This window comes from Streptomyces sp. YGL11-2, from assembly GCF_050054615.1.
Taxonomy (GTDB): domain Bacteria; phylum Actinomycetota; class Actinomycetes; order Streptomycetales; family Streptomycetaceae; genus Streptomyces.
The window spans coordinates 1-14830 of record NZ_JBNHIN010000018.1 but is presented as its reverse complement, the minus strand read 5'-3'; the positions used below and the strand labels follow the sequence as shown (position 1 = coordinate 14830).

At 65.7% G+C, this 14830-nt stretch carries 16 protein-coding genes and 1 pseudogene; 9 read left to right on the top strand and 8 right to left on the bottom strand.

What is annotated here, in order from left to right; translation table 11 throughout:
* Positions 1-114: 114 nt before the first annotated feature.
* Complete coding sequence (locus ACO1BR_RS21265; RefSeq protein WP_426796657.1) at positions 115-693, bottom strand: TetR/AcrR family transcriptional regulator; 579 nt, start codon at positions 691-693, stop codon at positions 115-117.
* Positions 694-1170: 477 nt separating this feature from the next.
* On the opposite strand from ACO1BR_RS21265, the gene ACO1BR_RS21260 reads away from it, so the two are divergent.
* Positions 1171-2061 carry an MBL fold metallo-hydrolase gene (locus tag ACO1BR_RS21260; RefSeq protein ID WP_426796656.1) on the top strand — a complete coding sequence of 297 codons (891 nt, stop codon included), beginning with the start codon at positions 1171-1173 and terminating at the stop codon, positions 2059-2061.
* On the opposite strand, the gene ACO1BR_RS21255 is transcribed toward ACO1BR_RS21260, so the two are convergent.
* Positions 2058-2291, bottom strand: coding sequence for an integrase (locus tag ACO1BR_RS21255; RefSeq protein ID WP_426796655.1), 234 nt, complete (start codon positions 2289-2291; stop codon positions 2058-2060). The two genes, ACO1BR_RS21260 and ACO1BR_RS21255, sit on opposite strands and share 4 nt — an antisense overlap.
* Before the next feature lie 120 nt (positions 2292-2411).
* Between ACO1BR_RS21255 and ACO1BR_RS21250 the strand changes: the two are divergent.
* From ACO1BR_RS21250 to ACO1BR_RS21240, 3 genes and pseudogenes are all read left to right on the top strand, one after another.
* Positions 2412-2873: pseudogene (locus ACO1BR_RS21250) on the top strand (transposase domain-containing protein); the annotation flags it as partial.
* Positions 2874-3142: 269 nt separating this feature from the next.
* Positions 3143-3442, top strand: coding sequence for a hypothetical protein (locus ACO1BR_RS21245; RefSeq protein ID WP_426796654.1), 300 nt, complete (start codon positions 3143-3145; stop codon positions 3440-3442).
* Positions 3439-3678 carry a hypothetical protein gene (locus tag ACO1BR_RS21240; protein ID WP_426796653.1) on the top strand — a complete coding sequence of 80 codons (240 nt, stop codon included), beginning with the start codon at positions 3439-3441 and terminating at the stop codon, positions 3676-3678. The genes ACO1BR_RS21245 and ACO1BR_RS21240 overlap by 4 nt, the downstream gene beginning before the upstream one ends.
* A gap of 134 nt (positions 3679-3812) precedes the next feature.
* Here ACO1BR_RS21240 and ACO1BR_RS21235 read toward each other — a convergent pair whose 3' ends face one another.
* Positions 3813-5195, bottom strand: a complete 1383-nt coding sequence (locus ACO1BR_RS21235) for a hypothetical protein (RefSeq protein ID WP_426796652.1) — start codon at positions 5193-5195, stop codon at positions 3813-3815.
* 130 nt (positions 5196-5325) lie between these two features.
* On the opposite strand from ACO1BR_RS21235, the gene ACO1BR_RS21230 reads away from it, so the two are divergent.
* Positions 5326-5754: a hypothetical protein gene (locus tag ACO1BR_RS21230; protein WP_426796651.1), complete on the top strand. Its 429-nt coding sequence runs from the start codon at positions 5326-5328 to the stop codon at positions 5752-5754.
* Positions 5755-5807: 53 nt separating this feature from the next.
* Here ACO1BR_RS21230 and ACO1BR_RS21225 read toward each other — a convergent pair whose 3' ends face one another.
* Complete coding sequence (locus ACO1BR_RS21225) at positions 5808-6170, bottom strand: hypothetical protein (protein ID WP_426796650.1); 363 nt, start codon at positions 6168-6170, stop codon at positions 5808-5810.
* A gap of 258 nt (positions 6171-6428) precedes the next feature.
* Entirely contained in the window at positions 6429-7538 is a 1110-nt protein-coding gene (locus ACO1BR_RS21220; protein WP_426796649.1) for a hypothetical protein, read from the bottom strand.
* Between the two features lie 299 nt (positions 7539-7837).
* Between ACO1BR_RS21220 and ACO1BR_RS21215 the strand changes: the two genes are divergently transcribed.
* The gene (locus ACO1BR_RS21215) at positions 7838-8101 is read left to right on the top strand and encodes a hypothetical protein (RefSeq protein ID WP_426796648.1); all 264 of its coding nucleotides are present in this window, start codon (positions 7838-7840) and stop codon (positions 8099-8101) included.
* Positions 8102-9149: 1048 nt separating this feature from the next.
* Here the strand turns inward: ACO1BR_RS21215 and ACO1BR_RS21210 are convergent.
* Complete coding sequence (locus ACO1BR_RS21210) at positions 9150-9617, bottom strand: hypothetical protein (protein ID WP_426796647.1); 468 nt, start codon at positions 9615-9617, stop codon at positions 9150-9152.
* 363 nt (positions 9618-9980) lie between these two features.
* Here ACO1BR_RS21210 and ACO1BR_RS21205 point away from each other — a divergent pair, with 363 nt between their 5' ends.
* Complete coding sequence (locus ACO1BR_RS21205) at positions 9981-10859, top strand: ROK family protein (protein ID WP_426796646.1); 879 nt, start codon at positions 9981-9983, stop codon at positions 10857-10859.
* Between the two features lie 324 nt (positions 10860-11183).
* Here the strand turns inward: ACO1BR_RS21205 and ACO1BR_RS21200 are convergent, their stop codons facing one another.
* On the bottom strand, positions 11184-12266 hold the full coding sequence (locus ACO1BR_RS21200; protein WP_426796645.1) for a hypothetical protein: 1083 nt from the start codon (positions 12264-12266) through the stop codon (positions 11184-11186).
* A 117-nt stretch (positions 12267-12383) separates the two neighbouring features.
* Here ACO1BR_RS21200 and ACO1BR_RS21195 point away from each other — a divergent pair, with 117 nt between their 5' ends.
* Together ACO1BR_RS21195 and ACO1BR_RS21190 are read left to right on the top strand one after the other, a co-directional pair.
* Positions 12384-13046, top strand: a complete 663-nt coding sequence (locus ACO1BR_RS21195; protein ID WP_426796644.1) for a DUF6193 family natural product biosynthesis protein — start codon at positions 12384-12386, stop codon at positions 13044-13046.
* A gap of 315 nt (positions 13047-13361) precedes the next feature.
* Complete coding sequence (locus ACO1BR_RS21190; RefSeq protein ID WP_426796643.1) at positions 13362-13679, top strand: hypothetical protein; 318 nt, start codon at positions 13362-13364, stop codon at positions 13677-13679.
* A 258-nt stretch (positions 13680-13937) separates the two neighbouring features.
* Here the strand turns inward: ACO1BR_RS21190 and ACO1BR_RS21185 are convergent.
* Positions 13938-14830 (bottom strand): IS30 family transposase (locus ACO1BR_RS21185; RefSeq protein ID WP_426796642.1); only part of this gene is annotated, 893 nt, incomplete at its 5' end.

Sequence of the window (14830 nt, the reverse complement as noted above, 5' to 3'; positions counted from 1 at the left end):
GGGGCGCGTCATGAGGCTGTGTTGCGTGGCGCGGTGTGCGTGGTCCGGGGGCGGGCCAGTGCGGTTCGGCCGGGGGGCCGACGGGAGGGGAGCGGCGCCGGTCGGCGGGCGCGATCAGGTCCGGGGGGCCGTGGTGAGCTGGGTGAGGGTGGTGTGGGTGAGGTGGCGCGCGTAGGCGGGGTCGAGGAGACCGGGGCGGAAGAGGATCCGGTACATCAGCGGCGCCACGAGGTGGTCGAGGACGACGTCCAGTTCGGGTGCCGGCTCGCCTCGTTCGGCGGCGCGGCCGAGGAGCGTGGTGATCTGCTCCGCGGCGTAGGCGGAGCACTGGCCGGCGTTGGACCCCTCGCGGTCGCCGGCGAGGGCGTCTTGGATGTACGCACGGCCGGCGGTCGAGGACATCTCCTCCAGCCATTGCACCGCCCAGGTTTCGAGGTCGTCGGGCAGGTTGCCGAGGTCGGCGGGTGGCCCCTCCGGCCGCAGCCGCTCCACCGCCACGTCGGACAGCAGCTGCTGGAGGTCGCCCCAGCGCCGGTAGATGGTCGAGGGAGTGACGTCGGCGCGTGCGGCGATGAGGGGCACGGTGAGGGCCGCACGTCCCTGTTCGGCTTCGAGTTCGCGTACGGCTTGGTGTACGGACTGCTGAACGCGTGCGCTTCTGCCGCCCGGGCGGGCCTTCGGCTTGGCTCCCATTCCCCCACCTTAACGCTGATTTTTTGCTTCAAGGGAGGTGTCGGGGAGCATCGGGGGCCCGGAGGCGCCAGGGCGGAGCGGCGCGGGGCTTCAGACGCCGGCGGGCTGTCGAGCCGTGGTCGGCGGGGTGGGGGCGCAGATGCGCTCGGAGGTGCCCGCCACGTCCAGCAGCGCGGTCTCGCCGAAGGGGTGTGGCGGTCGGCCTGCGGCGGGACTTCGGCCCGTTCGGCCGCCGCGGCGGCGCTCTGCGGAGTGCGCGGAGGCAGCGGCATGGCGTGTGCGTCCTTCTCATCAGGGGCGGGGCAGGGGAGGGACGGGGCGGCGCTCGACTCGCCCACCGGCCGCTGTGACGGTAGATCACCCCACACCGCTAAAGCGAACCAGTTGCGTTAACGCTCGCAGTGCCGTACCGTTAACGCAACGTCTGAGCTTTAGTTTCCGTCAGTCATCCCGCAGCACCAACCAAGGAGCGGCCCCGTGTCCACCCCCACCTGGACCGTCGGCGACCTCGCCGTCCACCGCATCGACGAGATCGCCTTCCCGCCGGAGACCGGCTCCTGGCTGCTCCCCGCCGCCACTCCCAACACCGTCGCCGCCACCCCTTGGCTGCGCCCCGACCACGCCCATCCCGATCACCGCCTGCGCCTTTCCAGCCACACCTTCGCCATCCGCGTCGGCGAACTGCGCATCCTCGTCGACACCGGTATCGGCAACGACAAGGACCGCGCCAACCCCGCCTGGAACCGTCTGCACACCACCTATCTCACCCGCCTCGAACAGGCGGGATTCCCGCCCGACTCCATCGACCTGGTCGTGCTCACGCATCTGCACACCGACCACGTCGGCTGGAACACCCGCCTCCAGGACGGCACGTGGATACCCACCTTCCCCCGCGCCCGGTATGTGACCGGGCGCGAGGAGTGGGACTACTGGTCAGGCGTCGAACTGGACGCCGCCCGCCGCCAGATGTTCCGTGACTCCGTCCATCCGGTCCGAGACCACGGCCTGCTCGACGTCGTCGCCGTGCCCGCGGCCGGGACCGAGGTCGCACCCGGCGTCAGGCTCATCCCCACCCCGGGGCACACTCCAGGACACCTCGCCGTCCGGCTGACCGACGCCGGCCATACGGCGCTGATAACCGGCGACTGCATCCACCATCCCGTGCAGCTTGCCCACCCCGACCTGGACAGCTGTGTCGACATCGACCCGGCTCGCGCGGCGGCCACGCGACGCGCCCTGCTCGCCTCCCTCGCCGGGACCGACTCACTCCTGCTCGGCAGCCACTTCCCGCCGCCCACCGGGGGGTTCGTACACGCCGACGGTTCCGCCTACCGGCTGGCCTCGGAGGCACCGAGCCGTCGTTTTTAGGCCGCATCAGGTAGCTGGGGAGAATCTGGGGAGATCGTTTCAGAACCGCCGGCGAACCACTCGTCCATGGCTGTCCGGCCGCGACCGTCAGCCTGCGGCATCATGTGCGCGTAGACCTTGAGCGTGATGCTCGGGTCTGAGTGGCCCAGCCACTTCGAGACCGCCACGATGGTCTCTCGGGCATCCGGGGCTTGACCCAAGGCCGGGAAGTTAGCGAACTCGCAGGTCACGCAAGGGGCGTTAAAGGATTCCTGACGTAGAACAACGGAGCTCGTTGGTACAGACAGTCGACCAAGACAGCTTGTATCCGAGGAGCTCCGTTGCCCTTTCATTCTGTCCTACCGGCCGCGCTGACGGCCATCACCCGTACGGTCACCGTGGCCGCGGGCCGGTTCGCGCCGGGCCATCTGGGGGAGCTGACTGCCGTGGTGCCGTTCGAACTCGTCGACGCGGTCCTGGCGGAGACCCGGACAGTGCAGCGGCGTCTGCGCGACCTGCCCTCCCGTGTCGGGGTGTACTTCCTGCTCGCGATGTGTCTGTTCCCCGAGGTCGGCTACCGGCTCGTCTGGGCCAAGCTGACCGGCGGCCTGGCCGGGATGCCGGTGGCCTCGCCAAGCGCGAAGGCTCTGCGGGACTTGCGCCGTCGCCTGGGCTCCGCACCAGTGCGGGCTCTGTTCGAGGTACTCGCAGGTCCCCAGGCCCGCCCGACGACGCCAGGGGCACGGTTCGGTGGGTACCGGACGGTGTCGTTCGACGGCTGCAGCTCGCTGCGGGTGCCCGATTCACCGCGCAACCGTGCCTGGCTGGGGCGGCGGCCAGCAGTTGCAGCAGCTCCACCGCCGCTCGCGCCTCGCGCATAGTCAGGAGCGGCAGGCGTTGTTCGTCCTCGTTGGCGATGTCGTCGATGAGGTCCAGGAGCCGTTCATCCAATTCGCTCATGATCTGAGAAACGGGGCTCTGACCTGCACGATTACGACACCGCGTGATGGCACATGCCTATGGCATATGCGTTCGGCCTCACGTGGTCAACAGTGCGCTATCGTGCCTCGCGAAAAGTGACAACCCACACCGGGAGGGCGGCATGAGCACCGAGCCGTGGACCATCGACAGCATCGCCCACGCCCTCCCACACTCCGAGCTCCGAGCCACCTTCGCGCGTGAAGTCTCCTTCACCGACGTTCGCGAGCTGCCCGCGATCCTCGACCGCTGGGTCAACTTCATCGAGCAGTTCGAAGCCGGTCGGGACCGCGTCGAGCAACTCCGCTCCCTCGTTCAGGAGAACGGCCACCTCCCGCCGAACTACACCGCTAGCCTCATCGACGTGACACCGGACGAACTCCAGGGCAACACCGAGGACATCCGCCGTCGAGGCGCCGCGTGACCTACCGGCTCCACCTCGACCCGGCCCTCCACGCCGCCTACAAGGCACTCCTAGACGACGCACGCCGCGACTTATCGGTGTGCCTCCTCGACGCCCTTGAGAACCCGCTCGCACACTCCGAGCCCTACGGCATCGACGACGGCATCATGCGCACCATCGCCCGCGGCAGGGTCGCCGGAGTCATCTACATCGGCGACAACGAGATCACCCTCGTCCAGCTCAACCACGCCGGCTGAGCCCCGATGTGACAAAGCCCCGACCACCGCGGCCGGGGATTCGCTATATCCAGCTGGCAGGCCGGTGAGGTGGCTGCGTTGCAGCTCGCGTCCCGGGGCGACTCGTCCGTCGCATGGTGCGACAGCCCTCCTTGTCATGCTGAACGTGAATGAGGGCGCCGCGGAAGCTCCTGCGCTTGTACTAGATCACGGAAAAGCAAGTTGGTTGAGTAAACGGGTTTAACATCGCCCCTTGTCGTCAGCAGTCCGAGCGCTATGTAGCATTTTCGGTCGCTTCCTTTGAAGACCCGCGCGAGTTCTGTCCAGTTGGATAGCGAATGTAGGGTCGATTTCGACCTACAGGCAAATCTACGTGATTGGCCTGGAGTGATCACAAGCGGAGAAGAAAAGTCGATATCGTATTCGTGGGTCTCTATGGCATGGTCGGATGGTTCCGCGGGTTTGTGCACCCCGACGCTGCCGCCCACCTCTAGGTCGATGTCAATGTCGTCTAGTATTTGTTCCGTCTTGCCATTGCGGCTATAAGTGTAACCTTTCATGAGGATCACCATCTTGCTTCTATTGCTGAGCGAGAGTGCGGTCCTCCCTTTATTTGATATCACGCCTTCTATTACTATCCTCCGGTAGGGTTTCAGTTCGCTGTTCACCAAGCCTAGCAATTCTTGCCCGATTTCCCGCTGGCGCTTGGCGCCAACCAGAATGTGATTGGCTATCTGGAGCAACGCCTGGTCGTCCTCGTAGGCAAACGCCTTGGAGACGCGACGGGAGAGTTCCCGGATGTTCGCCTGGTATGCATTCGGCCCGACTAGTGGGATTCTGATGTCGTAGGGTCCCCCCAAGGGGATCTGGAGACCCTTCTTATCCGTGGTGATTATTTTATGCCGCCTCACCCTTCCGCTGTAATTGATATCCGGGAAGTCTTTTCCGAGCTCTCCGCGTATGCAGGATACTTCCAAGAACCAGAAGAGGGGGATGCATTCGGTGGCGAATACATTGAAAGCTTCGGTATATCTCTTTGATAGCAGCAGCGCCTGAAACTGTTTTGCGATTTCCTGGAGTGTGGGTATGGAAATCTCTATATCGTTGGCTAGCCAGTGCTGGGTGTCTTTGAATGTGGATACGTAAACGCTTTCGTTTACGCCTTCGGTTACATTCAGTTCCCGCGACTTTCCTGTCTGACCCTCATAGTTGTCGAGTCGCCTTTTAAGGGAGGAATTTACCTTGGCTGGCGCAGTGCTGCTCGGGTGATCTACGCTGAGCGAAACTCCGTCGATCAGGATTTTCGGCTTCGCCCGCTGAAACCAATAGGTGGCGAGGGGTCCGAGTATGGCGCCGATGATAGCTCCAGCAACTGAGAATATGCCTTGCATGATTCTCTCCGGTGCTATGAGGAGACTTATCCCGTACGCTCCAGGGGTATCACTCCTGGGTGGGACCTGCATCTCGCACACGGGTATGCGCCCCGCTAGGGCGACGGAGTGGATTTGGCCGGTGTCCTGCCCGGCCGGGGCGAGCATGACCAGGGGCCCATATGCTGGTCCGCGAATCGGTCAGGCTGCTGGACCTGCCCGCAAGGCTCGATCTGGGGCCCTACTCCGCGCCCGTTCCGAATACCGGCGCGTTCACGTCTACGGCGCCTACAGGGTCATGCGCGGCCACCGCCCCGACGTCGAACTCGAACGCGACCTCCTACGAGACGGCCAGACCCCCGAGACCTCGACCAGCACCCTCTCGCCCTGGAACGTCGCCGGCCACGACCTCGAAGCACACTTCGCCATCGGCATCCGCGTCCCCGACATCTGGCACTCCTGGGACACCGACACCCCCGAGGCGCACACCCGGCTCTGGGTCGCCGACGACCACGCCACCTCATGGGCAGCCATCCACTACGACGGGCAGCAAACCGACACCTTCCACGTCGCACAGCACGGGCCACGACGCCTCTGGGACGAAGTCGAAACCGCACACCAGCAATGGGTCGAGGCTGGCCGACCCGGCATCGAACGCCATGGACTCACCATCAGCCCCAACGGCCAACAAGTATGGATCGACCAGCCGGTGCCAGCAGCCAGATGACCCCACCGTGACGAATGGCCAAACGTCGGGATGCCCGAGAGTCTCATAATGCGTCACAAGTGGAGCTCGCGTGTGCGCTGACAAGACCTGCCTACGCCAGACTGGCGGTGGTGCCGCGCCAACGACGGCACGGAGCCGATATCCTCCATCACCACCACCACCGACTCCGCAGCATTCACCCCAAGCAGCGCGAGCCCTGCCAGCCCCAGTGAAAGCCCGACGGCCCCTGCCGTGAAGGACATCCGTCCCTCGGGCTCGTCACTGAACGCCTTGACGATCACGCTACCGCTCCCGCCGTCCAGCGAACAGCGCACCACCACGCTCTGCTTACTGTGTCCCACCACCACCGGTTCCCCCACCGGGGCCCCGACCGCTTCGCTTGCGATGTGCGCAGCCGCCCGTGCGATCGAATCCATGCAGGCACGCTGCCACCACGGGCCCGCAGTAGAGTGCATTGTGAGAATTTCCGGACCTTGCGGTCGTGCTGCGGGAACGAGCTGCCCGAGTGCTTCGCATCCCACAGCCCTCGCGAACGCCTGGCGCGGATCACCGAGTTCGCGCGCCTGGCCGTCGGTGTCTACCTGGGCCTGCTAGACCTGGGAGTGGCCCTGGAAACGCACGGACAGAACCTCCTGGCGCTCTGTGGGAACCCGGCGTATGGATCACGCACCCTGTCACCGGTCGAGCAGAAGCTCCCCGCATCGGATAGCGCTCCAGGCGAACTCGGTCATCAGCCGCTTCTGCTCCGGCCCCGCCTCGGGCCGGCGCTCGGGCGGTAGACCGGCGGGACCGATGGTGGACACGGCTGCCTCCCGCAGTCGGACGCCGGCGGCAGCAGCCATGGGACCTACGTCAGCGTCCGGTGCGTAGCGGCGAGCAGCGACCGCGGCCTGCCGGCCGAGCATGAGACAGTGGATCCACAGCTCCTCGGCGAACCTCGCGCCGAAGAGGCGGGCCACGTCGCTGGCCAGATCCGCGGGCATACGGTCAGCGACCGTCTGACGGACCCGCTCCTCGGCCAGCCCGATCTCCGGCAGAGCGTCCCGCCAGCGGTGGTGCCCGCGCCCGTCGTCCGGATCGTTCTCTTGGCCGACAAGGCGCACGTACCCCTCCCCGTACCGCATATAGGGAAGCCAGCCGACATCCTCCAGAACCCAGCCATGACGCAGCAGTTGCTCGGCGTCGGCGGCGTCCATGGGGCAGACCGCGAGCCGAATTCCCTGGGTGGCGTGCCCATTGATGCTGCTGGTGCCGACGTGCTCCACCACATTGGGGACGGCGAGGAGACTCATCCGACCGCGGGTGCGAAAGAAGCCGGTCAGCAGCTCATCGTCATGCCTCTGTGTGCTTTCTCGGGCGAACTCCAGGAAATCTGCTGCAACTTCGACACGCAAGCAGATGCTCAAAGACGGTGTGAACTCATCAGGTACGGCTCTTACCCAGGAGGCGCCGGCGAGGGCGGCGAGGCGCGACGCGGCGCCGTTGCGGGCATGCCAATTGGTGTAGAAGACCAGGGCCTCGTCGGGGAACCGGCCCACCGCGTGTCCGACAAGGCCCAGCAGGTCGTCGGGGCCGGACACATCGTCCTGGACCACCAAGTGGTGGCTTGCCCCCGGAGCCGCTGCCGCCCACGCCACGAGGGCGGTACGCAACGCCGAAGGCGGCCCGTCCGGATCAGGGTCCAGGGCCAGCCCGCCCAGCCCGAGCCGGGCGACCAGCCCCTCGGCCTGCGCCCTGCGCACGGGGTGGGTCATGACTGCCGAGCTGATGCGTCCTGCGGTCACCACGGCGCTCCCGGATGTCTCGGCTACGACGGGTCCATGGGCGGCAGGTACGCCTCCCGCCGCCGGACGTTCATGGTGAAGGAAGACCCCAACGAGTTCACGGCACAGAAGGTCAAATGGCTGGATATTAGGCGAACATGACGCGGAGGATGCCACCGCTGCTGGGACGCCCCCCGCCGTGTCAAAGCGCACCCTTGTTCGACCCCGGGAGTGGAATCCCGCGGAGCGAGCACAGACTTCCCCGGCGACCTGGTGCAGCTACACCACGACCTCGACAAGGCCAACGCCGACCTCAGTCCTTGACCAGCACCCCGAGCCCCCCCGAGGCGATCGACGGCTGGACCGACAAACCCGGCGAAGGCTACTGGCGAGACCGGCACCACGACCCGTCACCCGGCTGGAGCGACGACGACAAGCAGCGCGAAACCGAACTGCGGGAACGCACACTCGACCTCGCCACACAGGTCCACGGACACCCTCACTGGGACACCCTGAGAGGGGCCGACCTCGTCAAAGCACGGATGAAGATCAAGCATATGGATGACGAGTCGGTTGGCGACTGACGCCGCTGGGCAGCTGGTGGCCCCGCCCGGGATGAGGACGGGGCCGCAACTCACGCGTCTGTCAGAACAGCCAACGGGCGCCAGCAGTCCCGGTACTGAGGCTGACCAGCCACACCAGAAGCGCTGGTGATGCGACGGCTGTCAAGTGGCGGCCGGCCCGGACCTCCAGCCCATGACGGCCAAGAGACACGAACCACGGTGAAGATTCGACATTCGACGAATCCGCTGGCGGCCGAGAGCGCCTCTCGTGACTCTTAAGACTTGTGCCAGGTGCTACCGTCATGAAGCACTCCAGACTTGGTACGAGGGGTCTTGCTTCGCGGGCTGCGACCCGCAAGCACTCACGCAGCCGAGGTGTTCCAGCACCTCGGCTGTTGTGCTTCCGTAGACGCTACCGCCCGCCAGGATCCAGACACGTCCGAAGCGATCGAATCCTGGACACCCGGAGCTAGCAGAGCGTTACCGACCTTGCATTGCATGTGTATTGGGTTTCGAGATTCCGAGGCGGTCGAAGTAGGTAATTTAGTCAATGTTGGCAGGTCAGACTATGCCTTCCTACCTGCCTGTTTGTCGCGGGTGGTGTGGGATCTGCTCTCCAGCCGGGCGGTCGCTGCGGGGCGCGAACATCGGAATGCAAGGAAGCTTCCGCGCTAGCAGACATGTCTGAAAATCGCTGCAGGCGGCGGGGTATCCCCAACCGCTGGCTCTCCCTGCGCAGTAGACGCCATCAGCAGTAGAGCGCCCGGCTCACGCGAGAAGCGAAGCGGGGGCGCGCATAACCGGCCCCGTTCTATCGGGCGCTAGCGGCGTCTCAGGCTCCGGCAGGCATCGCATCCTCCCGCGGGAACACGGCCGGACACCGCCGGCAGATCCACGACCGCGCCCACAGCGCCCGCGCAAGGAGTAGTCGTTGGGTAGCGACTGTTCCCGCACCCACGGCCTGGGCTTGGCGGCAGTGCGCTTCTCGCCGCGGCCCGCCCCTACTATGCCAACATGCCAACCGGTACTACCCGAAGGGTAGAGCGCAAAGCACCCCAGCACCACGTGTTCAGCTGGGAGTGTCCCGCGCCAGGTCCCGACGCATGGCTTCACGGGCCGCGTCGAGGGCGTTGTCGTACTCCATCGTGATCCTGTCGGACTCCGGAGTGCCGACGACTACACCATCTGCGACGGCATTCCGCAGAGCCCGAAGACATCGGAACAGTGACGCCGCAGGCCCGGCAACAGCACTCGGAGCAAGGATCTCAAGTTCATACCGCGGGCCGTAGCACGTGCTGACTGCAGTACGGGCCTCACGAGAGAGCTCAGAAAGTGGACGGTCTCGATCAAGCAGAAGAGCAATCAGCTCATTTCTCGCCGTAGCGACAGCTGCCAGGTAGCCGCTGTACAGCTCCCGGCGTGTCCTCCTCCACTCGGTCACCCGCTCTTGGCGGCCCTTCTGACGTTCGACGAACAGTGCGGATCCCAAGGCGATCACCGCTCCACTGACCGTGGCGAACAAGGTCGTCCAGTTCATACAACGACATTAGGGATCGGACAAGATCACCGAAAGGAAGATTCCTCAAATCCTGCCCCTCCCCGCCTGTATCTGCTTCGGCGGCCGCGCGTTCACCATGCTCGCGCTACTGCACTGAACCCCAACCGCCACTGGGTGGGGCCGCTCCACGTTCCAGCTCAAGCCGTCAGCGCCTCCTCGCGCAGGAACGTCGCCGGACACCGCCGGCAAATCCACGAGCACGCCCACCTGGCCCGCGCATCCACCGACGCCGACGCCCGCCATGCCACCCCATCCGGAACCACGACCCCTTGGCGCGGCACCATCTAGCCCCCGCAGCAGATCGGATCGACGGTCGATAGGCTCGCGCTTCGGCTTCTACGTATGAGGAGACGGGCGATGACGCACTCAGTCATGGGCATCGACATCGGCGGAACCAAGCTGCTCATGGTCGCTCAACGCACGGGTGATGGCGGACCTTTGATCCGCCGCCTTGCCACTGGGGGCGCCACAACCCCCGATGAGATCGAGGCTGCCATCGAAGGCTTCGTTGCCGAACACCATTTGACTCCCGCCTACATGGGCATCGCGGTCCCCGGGCTCATCGAGGACGGACGCGTAACCGTCTGCGATGTCCTGCCCAAGCTGAATGGATGGCGGGGCCCCGCCGCCACCGGCATATCCCACATCTTGGTCAACGACATCCGCTGTGCCCTGGCGGAGGAGGCGGCAGGGCTCGCGGAGTCTCCGACCATCGCCGTCATGCTCTGCGGAACCGCCGTGGGGTCTGCATACTTGCACCAGGGAAGAGTGGTTCGCGGTTGCCGCGGATGGGCTGGCGAAATCGGCTACATGCCTGTGCCGACACCCCAGGGCATCCTCCGGCTCGACGAATTGGCCGGAGGCGCCGCCATCGTTCGCGCCACGGGGCTTAGCCCCGCACAGGTCCATGCCGCACTCGCCGCCGGCGACACCACCGTCCGCCAGATCGTGGACGCGGCCGGTGAGGCGTTCGGGCTGGCAATCGCCACGCTGGTGAACATCCTCAACCCGGACACCCTCCGGGCCGCGGGCGGCACCCTCGGCTACCCAGGCTATTGGGACACCGCCTTGGCCACCGCCCGTACTCACTCGCTCCCCGAGCTGTGGGACTCCTGCGCCGTCGACCGCATCAAGGACCCCGAACTGGTCGTCGCCCGCGGTGCCCTCCGGCTAGCCGCCGCGGCGGCAGACGGCGCACCATGGGTCCGGCAGTACGTCTGACAGCACTGTGCGAAGGCGATCGAGCAAGGCTGGAGCAGCAGGCGCGGGGGCCGAGTGATCACAGAACGTAGCGAATTGTGATTCACGCAGGTCTATGCCTTTCCTACGACCAGGCCGCCTCTTGGAAACACAGCTCCACCAATTGCCGGTCGCTCTAACCTGCAGCTGACCTGGACACTCAGCCGACCCGGCCGCTTCGGATATCACTGAGGCACCCGAGGACCTTCTGACGGCGACTGGATCCGGGCGAGGGGTGGCCGGGGCGGCTGTCCGCGTGCGGGCGGCTTCCCCGGCCTCTTCACACATGGGTGCCGGCGGTCGGTGTCAGTCCTGGGAGGCGCGGCGGCGGGAAGCCAGGATCAGACCGGCGCCAGCAGTGAGGGTGACGGCGGTGCCGCCGATGGCCCAGGGGGTGGCCGAGCCGACGCCGGTCGCGGCAAGCTGGGCGTCCGAGGAATTGGTGCTGGAGGTGGCTATGGCGCGCTTGGCGCCGGTGGTGCCGTTGGAATCCATGGCACCCTTGGCGCCGTTGGTGTCGCCCTGCTTCTGCTTCTCGCCGCCGGTGGCCTTGCCGTCCTTGGACTCCTGGCCTTCCTTGGCGTTCTCGTGGTCCTTGTCCTTGTCGCCCTTGTTCTTGGCGGCCTCGGCTCCGTCCAGTTGGCGGGCCTCGTACTGGCCGACGTCGAGGAAGCGGCGAACGTCCTCGGCCTTGCCACTCCGCAGCGCCTTTATGCCGGCTTCCCTGACGTGCAGACCGCCGGACGCGACAATGCGGCTGGCGACGATGCGGTCGTCGATCTGGCGGGCCCTGTGCTGGCCCGACTCAAGGAAGCGCGTCCGGTCTTCGGGGCTGCCGTCCATCGCCTCCTGCGCGCGGTCGTAGAGCACGCTTCCGCGCTTGGCTGTGTGGATGATTCGGCCGATCTCGACGCGGTTGTCCTCGTCTCGGGCCGTGTACTGGCAGATCTTCAGGAACTCGCGGATGGCTTCGTGGGTGTCCTTCATCAGGGCCTCATGGGCGGCCCTCCGCACGGCCTTGCCGCCGATGCTGGATATCTGGACTGTGCGCAGCGTGTCGTCCGCGAACTGGGCCCGTTCATGGCCTTCCTTCAGAAAGCGCACGCGGTCCTTGGCGGAGCCGTTCATGGCCGCCTGCGCGGCCTCGTAGACGCTGCTGCCGGGCTTGGACTTGTTGATGATCCTGAGGATGGCGACACGGTTGTCGTCGTCGGCCTTCACGTTGCTCTGCGTGTCCGGCTTCGCATCCGGTGCGGTGTCAGGGGCTGAGTTGGCCGGCGCCGTGGCGGCGTCGGCGGCGACAGCAGGAGAGGCGAACAGGACGGCAGGCGCGATCGCCGCAGCGGCGACAACAGATGAAATACGGGACAGCTTCACGCGTACCCCCACTTTCCCAGGGAAGAAGTAGTAAATATGCCGTAAAGCATAAGGGGTGCAAAATTTCTCGGTCAGGAACCCCCTGCCTAGGGGGCGGCCCTGGTAGGGCTTGGCGAGGCGTCACGGTCGATGTACCTGGGCGCTACCTCGATTCGCCCGGTACGCGGCTGCTACAACAAGGCGAAGCTGGCAAGGGATCGCCTTCCGGCGGACGAGTGGACGCAAGGCTGGCCGTCGGCGCGGGCTGTGACGTTGCACGTGACCGGTGACCGCTCGTCAGTTGGCGACAATCGGCGCGATCTCCCAGACTGCGGCATCGAAGGCAGTCGACCATCGCATCGAGGACACTCCTCCCTGCCGCCGGGCGTGGGGGATAATATCGACATGGATGTGTCACGGGGCCGAGACATCGTTGAAGAGGGCTGGCATGCCGTTCGTGAGGACGGACGAGTCCAGGATGAACTACTTGACGCCGCCTACCAGGAGCCCCGCCTGTGGCAGTTGTACCCTTGGACCGGTATGGGTGAGCTGCACTTCAGTCGTTGCACCGAATCCCGCTGGACCTGGGACATTCCATACATTCAGCCCGCAAGGGGCGGTGGCTATTGGGTCTCCGGCCCCCTCCTCTACGAGCCGGTTGGCTCGGCGGCAACCGCGGAAGAGGCAGTCGCCATGATTGTCGAACGACTGCCTCTCAGCTGCGGCCCAGCCTTCGTGGGGACGCCCGAAGAGCTCGCGGCCCATGAGGCCGAAGCGCCGATCCCGCTAGGGGGCAACGCTCCCAAGCCCTGATCCGGCGCTGCTCTCGACCACCACCTGACAGTGAAGCTAGTCGCGCAGGTCATTGGACCGCGGTCGAGCAACTTCCGCGTCCATGGACAGTAGGCGCTGCGTTGGTACTGGATGCGTCGGTGAGACTTGAGAGGACTTGTCGGTGGGCTCCGAGAGCGGACGACGGACTGACGAGGATTGCCGAGAACTGGCAGCATCGGCTCCTCGGCAGGCAGGATCCCTGGCCGTCGCCGAGGAAGCCTGTCGAGTGTTCATCCGAGGGCTCCGCGGGAGCTCCTTCCCGCGGAGCCTGGTGCGTGAGACATGATCTCTACCATGAGCGAACCGGAACTGGACCTGCTCTCACAGCTGTGGGAAGAGCACGTGCGCGCGCCGTTCCCACCACACCTTCGCGGTCGGGACATCGAAGGCGAGGACATGGTGATGCTGGATGCGGACATCGCCGGCTGCGTCTCCTCGTCAGTGTCAGGGCCCCTTGATGAGAAGAGCCGCAGAACTCTGCTCGGGTGCCTCGCGGCCGTTGAGAAGGTCCTGCCGTCGATCGGTGATGAGGGCAGCGCGGTCGAGTACTACGAGCGATTGCGGGAGATGGCGGCGTTGGCAGTCGAACTCGGGAACGCCACGGTCCGGTAGCGCGGGGCGGTGGATCACCCGACGGCTTCCTATTCGGCTCATGCTCGGAAGCTGGCCAGGCGGGGGATTCGGTGGCCGTCTCGGGGGTGGTGCCGTTGAAAGCCAGCCGACGACGATAGCCGCGCAAAGACGAGGGTCGGTGAACGCCCTCGCCCAGCCGCCGAAGAGAACCGACAGCCCACCCCTGACCCGCATCATCATCGACGACCGGCCACCAGCCAGCAGTTGACACGGAGATACCCCACCCATGAGGCGGATTCAACAAATCGTCGCAACACGAGGAGTGTTGGGGTCGTTAGTCAGTAGCCCGGTGAAGCACTCGGCTGGGGTGTCCCAGCCAAGCGTCTTCCTGGGTCTGCGGTTCAGTTCAGCTGCGGCGGCGTCCAGGTCCTGCTTGGTGTACTTGGACAGATCCGTTCCCTTCGGGAAGTACTGCCGCAGCAAACCGTTCGTGTTCTCGTTCGAGCCTCGCTGCCATGGGCTGTGAGGCTCGCAGAAGTACACCGGCATTCCCGAGGCTTCCGAGAAGGCGTAGTGATGTGCCATCTCGGACCCTTGGTCCCAGGTCAGAGAGCGCTTGAGATGCGGCGGAAGGCCGCTGACGGCACCGAGAAGCGCTTTCCGGAAGAACCCGGGGGTGGATCCGTTCGGGAGGTGCACGAGCAGCGTGTAGCGGGTGCTGCGTTCCACGAGAGTGCCGATCGCTGAGCCGCTTTTCGCGCCGACAATCAGGTCGCCTTCCCAGTGCCCCGGGACAGTGCGGTCGGCGGCCTCGGCGGGACGCTGGCTGATCGAGACCATCGGGTGAGTGAACCGCGGGGTCCGCTGGTCGGGCTGCCGGCACCGCCTGCGCATGCTGCGGCCGGTCCTGAGGCGCTGGGAGATCTCGTGCCACAGGCCGCCTCTCGCCTGTGCGTACAAGGCTCGGTAGATCGTCTCGTGCGTCACGTGCATCTCCGGACGGTCCGGGAAGTCCCGGCGAAGGATGTTCGCTATCTGCTCGGGACTCCACTTCTCGCCCAGTCGCGCCTGGACGAATTCCCGCAGTTCAGGGCAGCGGTCGATCCTCCGTGGCTTAGAGCTCCTAACGCAACGCTGGTAGCCGTGTCCTCCGGACGGATACGTCGGTTGCTTGGGATATGGGCAAGCGG

What these genes read in the sequence shown, in the direction of transcription:
- ACO1BR_RS21265 (WP_426796657.1), bottom strand. Translation starts at nt 693, where the DNA reads ATGGGAGCCAAGCCGAAGGCCCGCCCGGGCGGCAGAAGCGCACGCGTT.
- ACO1BR_RS21245 (WP_426796654.1), top strand. Translation starts at nt 3,143, where the DNA reads ATGAGCACCGAGCCGTGGACCATCGACAGCATCGCCCACGCCCTCCCA.
- ACO1BR_RS21235 (WP_426796652.1), bottom strand. Translation starts at nt 5,195, where the DNA reads ATGCTCGCCCCGGCCGGGCAGGACACCGGCCAAATCCACTCCGTCGCC.
- ACO1BR_RS21230 (WP_426796651.1), top strand. Translation starts at nt 5,326, where the DNA reads ATGCGCGGCCACCGCCCCGACGTCGAACTCGAACGCGACCTCCTACGA.
- ACO1BR_RS21225 (WP_426796650.1), bottom strand. Translation starts at nt 6,170, where the DNA reads ATGGATTCGATCGCACGGGCGGCTGCGCACATCGCAAGCGAAGCGGTC.
- ACO1BR_RS21210 (WP_426796647.1), bottom strand. Translation starts at nt 9,617, where the DNA reads ATGAACTGGACGACCTTGTTCGCCACGGTCAGTGGAGCGGTGATCGCC.
- ACO1BR_RS21205 (WP_426796646.1), top strand. Translation starts at nt 9,981, where the DNA reads ATGAGGAGACGGGCGATGACGCACTCAGTCATGGGCATCGACATCGGC.
- ACO1BR_RS21195 (WP_426796644.1), top strand. Translation starts at nt 12,384, where the DNA reads ATGTACCTGGGCGCTACCTCGATTCGCCCGGTACGCGGCTGCTACAAC.
- ACO1BR_RS21190 (WP_426796643.1), top strand. Translation starts at nt 13,362, where the DNA reads ATGAGCGAACCGGAACTGGACCTGCTCTCACAGCTGTGGGAAGAGCAC.